The sequence below is a fragment of the Pseudobutyrivibrio sp. ACV-2 genome (assembly GCF_900107545.1).
GTDB lineage: Bacteria > Bacillota > Clostridia > Lachnospirales > Lachnospiraceae > Pseudobutyrivibrio.
In genome coordinates, this window is sequence record NZ_FNQZ01000001.1 from 262,499 (window position 1) to 279,023 (window position 16,525).

Sequence of the window (16,525 nt, forward strand, 5' to 3'; positions counted from 1 at the left end):
CTTAGTCTAAAAAAATACACATTTATCCAATATTACTCATTTAAAGTTGTATCTGAATCTGAGTTTTCATCTTCTTTTGTTTCTTTAGATACCGCATCTAAATCAACCTCTTCGAGATCAACCTTTGATAAATCGGCAGCTTCCTGAGACTGCGAAGATGATTTTTTAGAATCATCTCCCGCCGGCTTGTCATCAGCAACTCCTATATAAAAATCGCCATTTTGCATATCAAAAAGATTTAATACTTCCATGCCGAACACATCATGCATATAAGAATAAATTTCTTTATTGTTGATTTCTCTATTATGCTTTCTGATGACATTTTTCTTCAGTTGAATGCGAATATCCTTAATCCAATTTGTGATTTCCTCAGCCTCTGTAGAATTAGTGCGAAGCTTATCATAACAAAAATCCATAGATGCCATCATAAGCTCCCTATTTACCTCTTTAGTTTGTTCTGGTAAATCTCTAAGCTCTTGCTCAGCTAATTCTATGCGTTCTTTGCATTCCTCCAACAATCTTTTGTCATCATCAAGCTTTTTAGATACAAGATCAGAGGTTCCTTCCATATTCGACATGACGGAAGCCACAAGATTTTCTTTGACTTTTTTTAAATCCTTTAGCTCTTTTTTTAACTCTGCATCTCTTTTAAGAAGCTCGTTTTCTTTTGCCTCAAGCTCCTTTACAGCTGCAGGCTTCCCTCCTAAAGCAAAAAGTCTGTGCCACTTTTGATCCAATATCAACATTGGAACTTTTATTTTAGCTATTGCACTTTGAAAATCATCATGCATTAAATCACCTACTTTTTATTTTTACTAATATTATAGGATAACTGCATTAAACTATCAGAAAGATGTACATTTTCTATAATAACATCAGGAATATCATCCAAATCCACATGAGCAAAATTCCAAATAGCATGAACCCCCAGAGAAACAAGTTTTAAAGCTGTAGTCTTGGCATTCTGTTTTGGAAGTGTAAGGGCTGCAATTTCAACGTTATTGTTGGCCACAAACTCTGGAAGTTCATCTAACATTTGAATAGGTATGTCTCTGACAAGTTTTCCTTTAAGTTCTGGATTGGTGTCAAATAGACCAATAATCTTAAAACCAACTCGCTCAAATTTTACATAGCCAGCAATTGCTTGCCCAAGATTACCGGCACCTATAACTATAACATTATGGGTCTCATTAACGCCAAGGATATTACCTATTTCTTCATAAAGGTAGGCCACATTATAACCATATCCCTGTTGTCCAAAGCCTCCAAAATTATTCAAATCCTGTCTTATTTGAGATGCAGTAACATGCATTCTTTTACTTAGGTCGTTTGAGGAAATGCGCTCTACTCCATCATCAAGAAGCTCACCTAAGTATCTGTAATATCTAGGAAGTCTTCTAATTACCGCCTGCGAAATTTGTTTGTCCAAAGTATATGCCTCCTAAATAAATATTTTCACGACCTAATTATAAATTTGGCGCAAAACTTTGTCAAGGATTTAACAATTTTACCATATTAACCTAAGGAACTAACTTCTTCCCATTCTTCGTATAGCATCTCAAGCTTTTCATCGATTTCTTTTTGTTTCGCAGTAAGCTCATTAAGTTTTGCAGAATTTGTCATGTTTTCTGGTACTAAAAATTCTTCATCAATCTTTGATTTTTCAATTTCTAAAGTCTCAATCTGTTCTTCAATCTTTGAAATACGATTTTGTATTTTTCTCTTTTCAGCTTCAATACGTTTTTGTTCTTTAAAATCCAGCTTCGCCGCACTAGGTACTGTCTCATTTTCATTGTTTGCTGAATTAGCCGATGACGCATTCATTAACTGTTCCTTTTTAGAAATATAGTCATCGTAGTTTCCAAGATATTTAGTAAGTCCACCATCAGATAATTCTAAAATAAAATTTGCAGTCTTATTAACAAAATATCTATCATGACTTACATATAAAAGAGTACCATCATATTCATTCAACGCCTCTTCAAGCATCTGTTTCGAATCCATATCTAAGTGGTTTGTAGGCTCATCCAATATTAATAAATTAGATTTTGAAAGCATAAGCTTCGCAAGAGATACTCTTCCTCTTTCTCCACCTGATAAATCGCTAATGCGTTTAAATACATCATCTTCAGTAAACATAAATGCTGCCAAGGTATTTCTAACCTTTGTCTCTGTCAAAAACGGATAGGCGTCATGAAGTTCACTAAATATAGTATTAGATTCTGTAAGCCCCTGCTGTTCCTGGTCGTAATATCCTACCGTAACATTGGCTCCAAAACGAATCTCTCCTGATTCAAAATCAGTCAGACCATTTATACATTTTAATATAGTAGTCTTTCCTGTTCCATTATCTCCAAGAATAGCAATTCTATCGCCTTTATGTACCTCAAAAGATAAATCACTGAAGATATTGTTATCATCGTATGATTTAGTCACATGGGAAAAATCAAGAACATCCTTACCGCTTTCTTTTTCAATTTCAAGATGTAGGCGCATTTTTGGCATATCTTTATCAGGAGCATCCATAACCTCCATCTTATCCAAGGTCTTCTTACGACTTTCAGCACGTTTAATTGATTTTTCGCGATTAAAAGACTGTAATTTTTCTATAACTGCTTTTTGATGTTCTATTTCCTTTTGTTGTTTTTCATAGCTACGTTCATAGGATATTTGAGCTATTTCCTTTTGAGCCACAAAGGCAGTATAGTTACCTGTGTATACGTTTGTCTTTCCATAAGATAAATCTACTACATGATCCACGATTTTATCAAGGAAATATCTATCGTGGGCGACAATAATAACTGAGCCTTTGTAGGAACTAAGATAACCTTCCAGCCACATTATAGATTTTAAATCAAGGTGGTTTATAGGCTCATCTAACAGCAATAAATCTGGAGTGGATGCAAGAAGTCGTCCCAAGCTAACTCTGGTCTTCTGCCCTCCAGATAACTCATTCATGCTCTTCTCAAAGTCTTCCTGCTCAAAACCAAGTCCCTTTAAGATTCCTACTGCTTCCGAGCGAAAAGTATATCCACCCTGTAAATCAAATTGATGTTGAAGTTTATGATATTCATCCATGAAGCTATTCATTCTCTCTGTATCAATGGAACTCATCTGCGCTTCCATTTCAGAAAGACGTTTTTCCATGGAAATTAAATCTTCCCTGGCACCCAAAACTGTATCTAGAATGTTACTTCCAAATGCATCTTCCTGGTACTGAGCCAGGTATCCCATGGTGGCATCCTTTTTAAGGGTGACTTCTCCATCATCTGCCGGCATGTCACCTATAATAATTTTAAGAAGAGTAGATTTACCTGTGCCATTGTTTCCTACAATAGCCACCTTTGAGCCTTCATCCACAGTAAATGTAGCATCTTTTATAATACTGTCCTCGCCAAAGGACTTATAGATATGTGAAACATTAAGTAGCATAATTAAATCCCTAAAAAATGCGCCTGACAAACGCCAGGCGCATTGAAAACTAGTTTATAGTATTAAATATGTCAATTACTGGCAATCTTTAATAGAGAAGCTGATACGTCCCATCTTGTCTTTGCCAAGGCATACAACCTTAACTGTATCACCAAGAGTAAGAATATCCTCAACTCTGTCAATTCTTTCCTTAGCAATCTTAGAAATGTGGACCATTCCTTCTTTGCCTGGAGCAAATTCAACAAATGCACCAAACTCTTTGATGCTAACTACCTTACCTGTAAGGATTTGATCCTTTTCAAAATCAGTGGTAATGATTTCGATCATTCTCTTAGCTTCTGCCATCTTTGCAGCATCTGTACCGCAGATAGAAACATTGCCCTCATCTGTAATGTCAATCTTAACATCGCATCTAGCAATAATTTCGTTGATTGTCTTACCACGCTGGCCAACAACATCACCAATCTTCTCTGGATCGATTGAAAGCTGAATAATCTTTGGAGCATACTCGCCAACTTCCTTACGTGGCTCTGCAATTGCCTTGCTCATGCAGTTGTCCATGATAAAGAATCTAGCCTCACGGCAACGAGCGATTGCGCCCTCAACGATTGGACGAGTAAGACCGTGAATCTTGATATCCATCTGGATAGCTGTGATACCTTCCTTTGTACCAGTAACCTTAAAGTCCATATCACCGAAGAAATCTTCGAGACCCTGGATATCTGTAAGGAGTACAAAATCATCATCTGTATCACCGGTAACAAGACCACATGAAATACCTGCTACCATAGCCTTAATTGGAACACCTGCTGCCATAAGTGACATACATGATGCACATGTTGAAGCCATTGATGTAGAACCGTTAGACTCGAAAGTCTCAGAGACGGCACGGATTGCATATGGGAACTCCTCTGGTGAAGGAAGTACTGGAAGAAGCGCTCTCTCAGCAAGTGCACCGTGACCAATCTCACGACGTCCTGGTCCACGTGAAGGCTTTGTCTCACCTACAGAGTATGCAGGGAAGTTGTAGTGGTGCATGTATCTCTTTTCTGTAACAAATGCATCAAGACCATCAATCTTCTGTGCTTCAGAAAGAGGAGCAAGTGTTACAACATCACAAATCTGTGTTTGTCCACGTGTGAACATTGATGAACCGTGAACTCTAGGAATGATATCAACTTCTGCAGCAAGTGGACGAATCTGATTGATTTCACGACCATCTGGGCGCTTGTGATCCTTAAGAATCATCTTACGAACTGTCTTTTTCTCGTACTGATAAATAGCCTCGCCAAGAACTGCAAGCCACTCCTCATTTTCAGCAAATGCTTCTTCGAGGCGCTCTGTAATCTTGCGGATATTCTCCTCACGAACCTGCTTTTCATCTGTAAATACTGCTTCTTCCATCTCTGCTGGAGGAACGATTTCCTTCATCTTTGCAAAGAGTTCTTCTGGAATAGCGCATGATGTGTATTCATGCTTTGGCTTACCACATTCCTTAACCATCTCATCGATGAATGCAATGATTGTCTGGTTAACATCGTGACACTTGTAGATTGCTTCAATCATCTTATCCTCAGGGATGATGTTAGCTCCTGCCTCAATCATGATAACCTTTTCTCTTGTAGAAGCAACCGTAAGCTTAAGGTCGCCCTTATCCCACTGCTCCTGAGATGGGTTTACGATAAGCTCTCCGTTAATCATACCCATCTGAGTCATGGCACATGGACCATCAAATGGGATATCTGAAATACATGTAGAAATAGCAGCACCAAGCATTGCAACAAGCTCTGGACGGCACTGTGGATCAACTGCCATAACCATGTTGTTAAGAGTAACATCGTTACGGTAATCCTTTGGGAATAAAGGACGCATTGGTCTATCAATAACACGAGATGTAAGGACTGCATTCTCAGATGCCTTACCCTCTCTCTTGTTGAATCCTCCTGGAATCTTACCTACTGCGTATGTCTTTTCTTCAAATTCAACTGAAAGTGGGAAAAAATCGATGCCATCACGTGGCTTATCTGATGCTGTAGCAGTAGAAAGAACTGTTGTATCACCATATTGTATAAACGCTGCTCCATTAGCCTGAGCTGCGACTCTGCCGATATCAACACGAAGTGTTCTACCAGCTAAATCCATTGTAAATGTCTTCATGGCTTTCTCCTTATAATAACTTAATATAATTAAGCACGAACCCGAAACTACTGAAAATGAAGCGAACCGCAAAACTGGACATGACAAATCCATTCGCTAACAAATTCAGTGGCTTCGGATTGGGCTTTTTAACTTGTTTTAAAATCGAAAAACGAGCGGAGTAGATATACTCCGCTCATATAGATTACTTTCTTAAGCCAAGACGCTCGATAAGTGAACGATATCTCTCGATATCTGTGTTCTTAAGGTATGCAAGAAGGTTTCTTCTCTTACCAACCATCTTCATCATACCACGACGTGAATGATGGTCACCAGGGTTAGCCTTAAGGTGCTCTGTAAGCTCTGAAATACGAGCTGTAAGAACTGCGATCTGAACCTCTGGAGAACCTGTATCACCAGCTGTTCTAGCGTACTCATTGATAATTGCCTGCTTCTTTTCTTTTGTAATCATTTTACTACCTCCTGAAAATTGAATATGCCGTAACTAAGGTGAAGGTCGGAGTGTCCTAAACCTGAGTCACAGTAAAATAGTACTTTAGTATAATAGCACAGCCTTAAAAATATGTAAACAAGGAAAAACCTTTATTTTAAAGGGATATACCAATTCTACAGCTGTATCAAATCTTCTATCGCATATTCCTCAACCAATGACAATTTGCCACTATTAATATATATTGTAGAGAAATCATAATTGATAGAAAAATAGGCTTGCTTTTTATCTTCATCATAATTTCCAATAGAAATAATTATTGTACTTCCAGAGGAATCTGTAACTCTGTATTCTTTCGCTGACTCGTCAATTCCATAGCTTTTGGCATCAACATCTGTTAAAATTCCAATACATCTAACGTCGCATAAATAATTAAGCACCTTATCTATTCTTTCTTCGCTAATATCTAAGGACGTGTTGTCGATACAAATCCACTCACCATCTGTATTTTCAAAATTTAATAATAACCCATTGGCATCAGTCAGAGTAAATTCATGAACATCATCTTTTGGAATAAGAAAAACCTGTTCTCCTTTATCCTTTTTTTGACTTTCTTTATCCAATACTTCTGCACGATCTGCACCACCTGTTGAATTCATATTACTTTTTGAATATAGAATAATCATTAATACCAGTATTCCAATCCCTATTAATGCCACAATCAGTTTAAATATATTACTCTTGTTTTTCATTGCATCCCCCAATAATTTTTGCTTAAAATTTTTAAGACGTACCGAATAAATTATTGTTTTTTAAGAATTCTATTGATCGAATAACATTTTCTATCCCGCCAACCTCAAGAGTCATTGGGATTTTTCTTTTCATAGCTCGCCACAATTTATCAACCATTTGCCAGTCTATGTTACCATCCCCCAAAGAAAAATGATCATCATACACACCCATATTATCAGACAAATGAATATATCCTATTCTATCTCCCACATACTCAAACCACTTTTCAATAGGTACATTAGAATAATTAGCATGGCCAACATCTAGACATACACCTATTTTATTATTTTTTGTGATATCCATCAAAGATTTTATTGGGATAGGATCTATATCCGGACTATTTTCTATAAATATATTTAAATTATATTCTTCAACCAATTCTTCATAAAAATCTGCACAAAGAGCAACCCATCCTTCCATATAGGTGCCCCTTAAGTAATGAAAACAACTAGAATGAAAAACTACATTTGAGACTCCCAAATATGTAGCTGCTTTACAGCTTTGGCGGCATTTTTCTTTAGAAAGTTCTCTAATTTTACTATCACTGCTGGCCGGATTAACATCTATAAAACATCCGTGAACAGACGTGGCCAAACCAGAATTTGCATATCTTTTCAAACAACTGTCGAAAGACCCGCCCTCATTGAGAGCGGGTGGCAATGACAGTTCCAACACCTCAAATCCAAGGCCTTCACTTTCAGCAAGAGCCCGCCACTTTTTAAAAGCAGTTTTTGTGGGTTGTACCTGTAATATATCATTAGTATCAATTTGATTTTTATTAAACATAAAGTTTGCTCTGAGAATTATTCACCTGCTTTGTAGAATCAACACTTACAGATTCAATTTGTTCTGCATTATAAATATCAAATACCATTTTACATGCATCTATATATGCTACTGTAAGCTTTCTAAGTCTTTGAGAAATATGTTCCATAATCATCTCAACCTTAGGTGGATTTTTCTTAAACAGTTCCTCCAAATCCTTTAAATAAATGGTCTCAATAACCGTATCATCCTCCAAAACAACTGCAGTTGCACTGTGACGATCATCTTCAAGCAAACCCATTTCACCAAAGAACTCATCTGCATGCAGCTCTGCTAAAAGTTTTTCATTTGAACGACCATAATTTTTAAAGATACCAACTCTACCTTGATGCACATCATACATGCAATCTCCGAATAACCCTTCCTTGAAAATTATAGTCCCCTTTGAAAAGCTATCAATATTTTTTGAATAGCCTTTGGCATGAGTTATATCGTCCAGCTGTCGTAATGTCTCCACACTGTTAATTTCTGACATATTTTTATTTGCCTTTGAAACATTTACAAACTTTAGGATTTTATTAACTAACCCTTCACTTCTACCCGATTTGTCTTTTCCTGACCTAAGCTCAGCAATTGTATTTGTTACATCATCATAATCATTTGTAAGCTCGCGTAATCTACTACAAAGATTCTTCATAATTTCAGCGATTTTATCTGGCTGTGAATCAAAATATTTTCCAATCTCAGTTGGAGAAATTTCAAAAACAGTAGTAGTCTCCAACGCAACTACAGATGCACTACGTGGGTAAGCTTCAATAACAGCCATCTCACCAAAAAACTGATTTTCACCCAGCTCGGTTAGCATAACCTGGTCGGCTTCTCCATAGTTAACATACACGCCAACGGATCCTTTTTTAATCTGATACATGTTATCCCAAATTGCTCCTTGACGTAATAATACTTCACCCTTCTTGAAATTTTTCTCGATCATAATTTCCTCCTTGATAAATACATTATTAACCCCGAACCTACACCTGTGAGATATCTAAGGTTTTACCTGTGTCCTACTTCAAAACAATTTTTTATATGTTTCATCAAGTTCTTCCGTATTGGATGTGAAACATATTTTATAAATATCATCTTTAACATCGATAACTTTAGCATATAAATTGTCACACAAGTTGCACACTATATTCTGTTTATCAAGAAGTTTTACATCCGTTTGCAGTAAAGCATATCTCTTATCTTCAGATAATGCCAAAATGACAGCTTTATTCTCCTTTGTCTCTACAGCTTTATCCTTTATAAGATGGATTATAACATCAATTTTTGTTTTGGGATATTTCCAGCAAATATCTTCATTTTCGCATTTGATATTTAAATCTCCTACACCTCGAATATCAAATATTTGTATCTCGTGAGTTCCTCCTTTTGGGAATATTTTTAACGCATTATTTATTATTAAATCGGAGTCTATTAGATTTTTCGTATACTCCGAAATATAAATCTGCCCGCCGATTGTATATGATTGAATTCTTCCAGCAAGATTCACCGTCTCGCCCATACACCCATATTTCGTCTTTTGCCTGGAACCAATATTACCAACAACAACTATACCTGAATTAATTCCTATTCCCATTTCTAATGCCGGAAACCCATTTAAAACATTCCATTCATTAACGGATTGCATTGCATTTTCCATCTCAACGGCACAGGCTACAGCATGAGATCCATGGCCCTCATCTGCTTTAGGTGCGCCAAACAAAACAAAAATACCATCTCCAAGAAACTCTATAACACTACCTTTATATTTTTCTATAATGCTTACCATTTTTTCAAAATAATGGTTAAGCATTTTAATTAAATCTGTAGGATTAAGCTTTGTGCTTAAAGCCGTAAATCCCCTTATATCACTCATTAAAATAGAGCATTCACACTGCCTGCCACCAAGTGCCTCGCCATCCGGATTATTTAATATAAAATCTGCAATTTCAGGTGATGTATAACGTTCAAACGCAAGATTAACCCTAATGAATTCTGTAAGATCATTGAGCAACGCGATGTATATTATTCCACCATTGCTTGCGTTAGCAGATGTCATGCTCACTCTAAGCTTAAAGATTTTACCTGCTTTATTTTCATAATCCACATACCCCTGATGATAAACCATCTTCTGTTCAGCGCAATCGATAAACAATTGAATTAAGTCATCATTTTTTTCCTTATAAGGGATGTATGTCCATATTTTTTGCCCAATTAGTTGGCTATCATCAATATCCAGCAATGCTCTCGCAGCGGGATTTGTATATATCAAACCTCCCCACCTATCCATAACGCATACAGCATCCTTCATATTTGTAAAAATAAATTCCGAATCGACCTGATTTAATTCCACTTCCATAAAATACCTCAAAAACCTCTCATTTGAGTGATATTATAGCAACAAGTGCGTAATAAGTGTTAATCCAGATGATTATTTCACAAATTAAACACAAACAAAAAAGGCCTGTAGGAAAACCTACAAGCCAAAATTTTATTTATTTCTATAGATGATATCATCTCTTCCTGGGCCATTTGAAACCATAGTGATAGGGAATCCAATTTCCTTTTCAATGAATTCAATGTAATTACGGCAATTTTCAGGAAGATCCTCGTATTTTTTAATGCCTCTGATATCTGTCTTCCATCCTGGAAGTGTCTTAAGTACAGGCTTTGCCTTTTCAAGCTTTGATGTTACAGGGAAATCTGTTGTAACCTCCCCATCAATTTCATAGCCTACACAAACTGGAATCTCATCAAGGTAACCAAGAACATCTACTACTGTAAATGCTACATCTGTTGTGCCCTGCATTCTGCAGCCATATTTTGAAGCTACACAGTCAAACCATCCCATACGACGTGGACGACCTGTAGTTGCGCCAAACTCGCCACCGTCACCACCGCGGCGTCTGAGCTCATCTGCTTCATCACCAAATATCTCTGAAACGAAAGCACCTGCACCAACAGCTGAAGAATAAGCCTTGCACACAGTAACTACCTGCTTAAGTTCCTGTGCCGGAATACCTGCGCCAATACATCCGTATGGAGCAAGTGTTGAAGAAGATGTAACCATAGGATAAATTCCATGATCTGGATCCTTAAGTGTACCAAGCTGTCCCTCAAGAAGGATTGTCTTGTTTTCTTTGATTGCGTTCCAAAGGAATGCAGATGTATCACAAACATATGGTGCAATCATATCTCTGTACTGATGAAGAGTATCAAGAAGCTCTTCAGGTGTAAGAAGTGGCTTGTGATAGAGATGCTCTAAAAGAACATTTTTCTGGTCACAAGTACGAACAACCTTTTCCTTAAGAAGCTCTTCATCAAAAAGCTCCTGAACCTGATATCCAATCTTGGCATATTTATCAGAGTAGAAAGGAGCAATACCGCTCTTTGTTGAACCAAAGGAAGCCTTTCCCAAGCGTTCCTCTTCATATTGATCAAAAAGGATATGATATGGCATTACAATCTGTGCCCTGTCAGAAACCAAAATCTTTGGTGCTGGTACCCCCTTATCAACAATTGATTTAATCTCATTAATAAGGATTGGAATATTGAGAGCTACACCATTTCCAATAATACTTGTAGTGTGGCTATAGAATACTCCCGAAGGTAATGTGTGGAGTGCAAACTTTCCATAGTTATTTACTATAGTATGTCCTGCATTAGCTCCTCCCTGGAAACGCACGATAATGTCTGCATTAGCAGCCATCATATCTGTGATTTTTCCTTTGCCTTCGTCGCCCCAATTGGCACCTACAACTGCTTTTACCATAACAATCCTCCTAATTATTAAAGAAAATTTCTATATATCAAATAGTTTCTTGGTTACTGTACAGGCTAAAGCACCTGGTCCTATGTGACAAGAAACTGATAATGATAACGGATCTATCCAAATCTCCTTACCAGGGAATTCTTGAAGCAGCTCTTCTCTAAACTTTTCAGCCGCCTCCTGATTCTGAGTATGGGCAATAGAAATAACTACATCGTCTAAATTGTCAGTATGAAGTACATTTTTCATGTCCTTTTTTAATGCTTCTATCATGGTCTGCTTTGCAGCCTTCATGGTGCGAGCCATGCTATATTTATCAAGCTTTTCACCATAGATAGAAAGAACAGGCTTAATTTTAAGCAGTGAGCCAATGGCTGCTACTGCAGGTGTAAGTCTTCCACCCTTTTTTAAATATTCTAAAGTATCTACTGTAATGTAGATTGTAGATAATGATTTAACTTCCATAAGTGCATCATGGATTTCTTTTGCACTTTTACCTTCATCAGCCATTTTTTTAGCCTCTAAAGCTGAAAGCTTTTGAGTAACTGAAATACGCTGATTGTCAACTACAACTACTCTGCCATCATAATCTTCAGAAAGCATCTGTGCCGTAGCACAAGATGAAGAAAGTCCTGACGACATAGGAATGTAAACTAATTCATCGTAGTCCTTAAGTATTTTATCCCATGTATCCATAAGATTTCCTGTGATAGGCATTGATGTGGTAATCTCGCCTCCCTGAGTGAGTTTTTCATAAAACTCCTCCTGAGAAAGGTCTATATCCTCATAATATAACTGTCCATCAATATAAAAAGGCATTGGCTCAACAAAGATACCTAATTGCTTAGATTCCTCTTGAGTAATGCCGCTATTACTATCTGTAAGTATTGCTACTTTGCTCATAAAATTCACCTCAAATTTAATAAAAACACCGGTGATTATTTTAACATAAGTGAAAGGCAATTAAAACAAAAATTAGCAATTAAAAAATAAAGATTACGTACTTTTGGTATTTATAAATACACATCATCAGTACCATGTCAGGCCAAACTAAAATAAAAAAGCTTCCGGTAATAGATTTAAACCGGAAGCAATTTTCATGATTTCAAATTATATTTTAGTACATTCCACCCATGCCTGCACCAGCAGCTGCAGCAGCGGCTGCGTCAGCAGCAGGATCCTTGATATCAGCAACAACTGACTCTGTTGTAAGGAGTGTAGATGCAACTGAAGCAGCATTCTGAAGTGCTGTACGTGTAACCTTAACAGGATCAAGAATACCAGCCTTTACCATGTTTACATACTCTTCATTGTATGCATCAAAACCGACACCATCTTCTGACTCACGAACCTTGTTGATGATTACAGAGCCTTCAAGACCAGCGTTTGCAGCGATGTAGAAAAGTGGAGCCTCAAGAGCCTTAACGATAACGTTTGCACCTGTCTTCTCATCACCTGTTAGTGTCTCAGCAAGCTCAGCAACCTTCTTCTGTACGTGGATATAAGCAGATCCGCCACCTGCAATGATACCTTCCTCAACAGCTGCACGAGTAGCGTTAAGAGCATCCTCCATACGAAGCTTAGCTTCCTTCATTTCTGTTTCTGTAGCAGCACCTACGCGGATAACTGCAACACCACCTGCAAGCTTAGCAAGTCTTTCCTGAAGCTTTTCCTTGTCGAATTCAGATGTAGTCTCATCAATCTGTCCACGAATCTGAGCAACTCTTGCCTCGATAGCTTCCTTGTCGCCAAGACCATCAACGATAGTAGTATTTTCCTTGTTAACCTTGACACTCTTAGCACGTCCGAGCTGATCGAGTGTAGTATCCTTAAGCTCAAGACCAACCTCCTCAGAGATTACCTGACCACCTGTAAGGATTGCAATATCCTGAAGCATTTCCTTACGTCTGTCACCATAGCCTGGAGCCTTAACAGCAACAACATTGAATGTTCCACGGAGCTTGTTAAGGATAAGTGTTGTAAGAGCCTCACCCTCAATATCCTCAGCGATGATAAGAAGTCTTGCACCAGACTGAACTATCTGCTCAAGAAGTGGAAGGAGCTCCTGGATGTTAGAAATCTTTTTGTCTGTGATAAGGATGTATGGATCATCAAGGTTAGCTTCCATCTTGTCCATATCTGTGCACATGTATGCTGAGATATAACCTCTGTCAAACTGCATACCTTCCACAAGATCAAGCTCAGTAGCCATAGTCTTTGATTCCTCGATTGTGATAACACCATCGTTAGAAACCTTTTCCATAGCATCTGCTACCATCTGTCCTACAGAATCATCACCAGCTGAAATAGCTGCTACTCTTGCAATCTGCTCCTTGCCATCAACAGCCTTAGACATAGCTGAAATAGCATCAACAGCGCAATCAACTGCCTTCTTCATACCCTTTCTAAGAACGATTGGGTTGGCTCCAGCTGCAAGATTCTTCATGCCTTCCTTAACCATAGCCTGTGCAAGAACTGTAGCTGTTGTAGTACCATCACCAGCTACGTCGTTTGTCTTTGTAGCTACTTCCTTAACAAGCTGTGCTCCCATGTTTTCGAAAGCATCATCAAGCTCGATATCCTTTGCGATTGTAACACCATCATTTGTGATAAGTGGAGCACCATAAGACTTTGCAAGAACAACATTACGTCCCTTTGGTCCAATTGTAACTCTAACTGTGTTTGCTAATTTATCAACGCCTGCTTCAAGAGCCTGTCTTGCTTCAGCACCGTACTTAATTTCTTTTGCCATGATAATCTACCTCTCTTCTAAATTATTCTACAATAGCTAAGATGTCATTCTGACGAACGATGATGTATTCCTCACCATCAAGCTTTACATCTGTACCTGCATACTTTGAATATATAACCTTCTGGCCTTCCTTAACCTGCATTGTGATTTCTTTACCATCTACAACTCCGCCAGGACCAACAGCAATTACAAGTGCCTCCTGTGGCTTTTCCTGTGCAGCTGTTGCAAGAATAATACCAGACTTTGTAGTCTCCTCTGCTTCGCACTGCTTTAATACAACACGATCTGTTAATGGAACTAATTTCATTTTATATTACCTCCTAATTAAAATGTCTCTTTCATTTGTTAGCACTCTATATCTCTGAGTGCTAACTACATGATGTATAATAGAATTCTATATTAAAACTTTCAAGCAAAAAAGTATAGCAAAAGCTATACTTTTTCTCGTTTTTTCTCTATTTTTCTCTATTTTACTCATTTTTTCTCATTGTTATACTTTTTGGCAGCTTAGAGACAATGGAATTCTTTAGGCTCTCGCCCCCCTCAGCAGCTAACGCTTTAAATACATCTAAAACTAAGGCCTGATCATCTGCATCTAAATTCTGTATCTCTTTTGTAATTGAAGCAATCGACCTAACCTTTTTAGAGGTAATGTGTGACATTCTCGTGGCACCAGCAGATACAATTGATGCAAATAGCGCATCTCCAAAAGCTTTTCTAGTTTCATAATCATATTTCTTTGTCCATTTTTTAATAGTCTGATCTATCAAAACTGCAGAAGGGGACAATTCATCTACTGAAACAAAATGATTTCGCTCTACCTGCCAACTAAACAAATCATGTTGATTTATTCCTTTAGCAGAACTCAACACAATTTTTTTCTTAGCCTTTGTATACATAATCATTCCTATAATGGATTCATTTGGAACAATCTTATGTACCCTTTTTATTATTGACTTATATTCTGCTGTCTTTATTACTTCCTGAATACATCCAGGACCATCGTTATTATAGATTGCAATAATATTGTCTTTTATATGTGGTTTGCAAAACGCAGAACCGTACACTGCAAAATTACCGCCCTTTGAATGGCCACCCACTCTTATTAATTTCATGGTGCGGGCAAAATTTTTATTTAAATATTTAACAGCTTTAAGTTGACCACCTGTCCCTTCTGAAAAGGATATATTAAAGTCTTCCTTCCAGCCAACCAAAGTATCATCAGTTCCTCGAAAGGCCACAAAAATAGTTCCATCGGTCAGATAAAATGTACAGACAGCGAATTGACTTTGGTTTTCTGCATCTACTTCATTTACAAAGCCTGATAATTTTGTGCCTCCAAAACGCCGTGAGTGAGCCATTTTTTGCATCAAAAAAGGAGCAAGCTTAGTAAAAGTAGCCTTTGACCTAAGCTCCTCCTCTGAATATTTTGCAAAAAACAAATCACAAGCGTCCTCTATTGAAATTTTCTCCTTTAAGCCAGGACCTGGAACTATACCATCGAATGCTGCATACACGAGCTCGCATAATATTGCATTATCCACCTCATTAAATGGATCTAAGTCAAATGGTACATCTCCTCGCCAGGTTAAATAATCATCTAGATTAGCCATTTTCAAGTCCTCTAATACAGTAATTTAATAATTTAGTCCTCAAAAAGTGATTCTGATGAAACCTCAGATATATTATTCTCAGGAATATTTACCTCAGGCTCATCCTCAAAAATGGAATCATCCTCAGCCTTTTTAGCTGTAACTGGAGCCTCTTCCATATTTCTGTTGTAAATCTTTCTAGAGTCATTTTTGTGATCCTTAAGACCTATAGCCATAAGAATTAGGGAAAATAGAGAAAGCGCTCCAATAGCAATTAAATAAGTACATGCATAAATATCACCACTAAAGAACTGAATAGGAGTGATGATAAAGAAAATACTAAATCCAATAGCTGCAAGCCCAAATAAAAGGCTTATAAACCAGGTGCCTCGCTGAATATGAAATAAAGCAAAGGACTGCTGAAGCATTACTGAGCCAAGCACTATTCCTATTAAGCATACAAGTGCATCTATAAATGTAGAAATACTATTTGCCTTGAAAATAAATAGAGCGCCTATGATAACGAGTATTACACCCATGGTGAAGCCATAGTTGGATATTTTAATATACTCATGATTAAAGAAATATTTAATCATATACCAGGCACCAAAGATGATAAATAAAATACCAACACCTAATACAGAAAATGAATAAACCAGATTAGAAATAAAGCCTGCATCCAAAGTTAAAAGGCAAATACCAATGGCAAGATAAGCTAAAGAAGCAACAATATGAGCAACAAGTGCCACCTTTGAATCCTTAATTTCTTCGTAGTTCTTAGTCATATTTTTCCT

General features: G+C 37.4%; 15 protein-coding genes. All 15 read right to left on the reverse strand.

Going from position 1 to position 16,525, the window contains the following annotated elements:
* Positions 1 to 32: 32 nt before the first annotated feature.
* The 15 genes from BLV53_RS01225 to BLV53_RS01295 all read right to left on the reverse strand — a co-directional run bounded on the left by BLV53_RS01225 (position 33) and on the right by BLV53_RS01295 (position 16,516).
* Entirely contained in the window at positions 33 to 791 is a 759-nt protein-coding gene (locus tag BLV53_RS01225; RefSeq protein WP_090295971.1) for a hypothetical protein, read from the reverse strand.
* 8 nt (positions 792 to 799) lie between these two features.
* Positions 800 to 1,429: a redox-sensing transcriptional repressor Rex gene (locus BLV53_RS01230; RefSeq protein ID WP_090295974.1), complete on the reverse strand. Its 630-nt coding sequence runs from the start codon at positions 1,427 to 1,429 to the stop codon at positions 800 to 802.
* 86 nt (positions 1,430 to 1,515) lie between these two features.
* Positions 1,516 to 3,432: an ABC-F family ATP-binding cassette domain-containing protein gene (locus tag BLV53_RS01235; protein ID WP_090295976.1), complete on the reverse strand. Its 1,917-nt coding sequence runs from the start codon at positions 3,430 to 3,432 to the stop codon at positions 1,516 to 1,518.
* A gap of 75 nt (positions 3,433 to 3,507) precedes the next feature.
* Positions 3,508 to 5,589, reverse strand: a complete 2,082-nt coding sequence (locus BLV53_RS01240) for a polyribonucleotide nucleotidyltransferase (RefSeq protein ID WP_090295979.1) — start codon at positions 5,587 to 5,589, stop codon at positions 3,508 to 3,510.
* A gap of 184 nt (positions 5,590 to 5,773) precedes the next feature.
* The gene (gene rpsO / locus BLV53_RS01245; protein WP_090295981.1) at positions 5,774 to 6,040 is read right to left on the reverse strand and encodes a 30S ribosomal protein S15; all 267 of its coding nucleotides are present in this window, start codon (positions 6,038 to 6,040) and stop codon (positions 5,774 to 5,776) included.
* A gap of 155 nt (positions 6,041 to 6,195) precedes the next feature.
* A complete protein-coding gene (locus BLV53_RS01250) occupies positions 6,196 to 6,771 on the reverse strand; it encodes a hypothetical protein (protein ID WP_090295983.1) in 576 nt (191 codons plus the stop codon).
* Positions 6,772 to 6,802: 31 nt separating this feature from the next.
* Positions 6,803 to 7,597: a sugar phosphate isomerase/epimerase family protein gene (locus BLV53_RS01255; protein ID WP_090295986.1), complete on the reverse strand. Its 795-nt coding sequence runs from the start codon at positions 7,595 to 7,597 to the stop codon at positions 6,803 to 6,805.
* The gene (locus BLV53_RS01260) at positions 7,590 to 8,567 is read right to left on the reverse strand and encodes a cyclic nucleotide-binding domain-containing protein (protein ID WP_090295988.1); all 978 of its coding nucleotides are present in this window, start codon (positions 8,565 to 8,567) and stop codon (positions 7,590 to 7,592) included. Before BLV53_RS01260 ends, BLV53_RS01255 begins: the two co-directional genes overlap by 8 nt.
* 78 nt (positions 8,568 to 8,645) lie before the next feature.
* Positions 8,646 to 9,977: an adenylate/guanylate cyclase domain-containing protein gene (locus BLV53_RS01265; RefSeq protein ID WP_090295990.1), complete on the reverse strand. Its 1,332-nt coding sequence runs from the start codon at positions 9,975 to 9,977 to the stop codon at positions 8,646 to 8,648.
* Positions 9,978 to 10,109: 132 nt separating this feature from the next.
* On the reverse strand, positions 10,110 to 11,390 hold the full coding sequence (locus BLV53_RS01270) for an adenylosuccinate synthase (protein ID WP_090295993.1): 1,281 nt from the start codon (positions 11,388 to 11,390) through the stop codon (positions 10,110 to 10,112).
* Positions 11,391 to 11,420: 30 nt separating this feature from the next.
* Complete coding sequence (locus tag BLV53_RS01275) at positions 11,421 to 12,290, reverse strand: DegV family protein (RefSeq protein ID WP_090295997.1); 870 nt, start codon at positions 12,288 to 12,290, stop codon at positions 11,421 to 11,423.
* 214 nt (positions 12,291 to 12,504) lie between these two features.
* Complete coding sequence (gene groL / locus BLV53_RS01280; RefSeq protein ID WP_090295999.1) at positions 12,505 to 14,139, reverse strand: chaperonin GroEL; 1,635 nt, start codon at positions 14,137 to 14,139, stop codon at positions 12,505 to 12,507.
* A 22-nt stretch (positions 14,140 to 14,161) separates the two neighbouring features.
* A complete protein-coding gene (locus tag BLV53_RS01285) occupies positions 14,162 to 14,446 on the reverse strand; it encodes a co-chaperone GroES (RefSeq protein WP_090296001.1) in 285 nt (94 codons plus the stop codon).
* 163 nt (positions 14,447 to 14,609) lie between these two features.
* The gene (locus tag BLV53_RS01290; protein ID WP_090296004.1) at positions 14,610 to 15,752 is read right to left on the reverse strand and encodes an Mbeg1-like protein; all 1,143 of its coding nucleotides are present in this window, start codon (positions 15,750 to 15,752) and stop codon (positions 14,610 to 14,612) included.
* A 32-nt stretch (positions 15,753 to 15,784) separates the two neighbouring features.
* Positions 15,785 to 16,516 carry an NfeD family protein gene (locus tag BLV53_RS01295; RefSeq protein WP_090296006.1) on the reverse strand — a complete coding sequence of 244 codons (732 nt, stop codon included), beginning with the start codon at positions 16,514 to 16,516 and terminating at the stop codon, positions 15,785 to 15,787.
* Between the last annotated feature and the right edge of the window lie 9 nt (positions 16,517 to 16,525).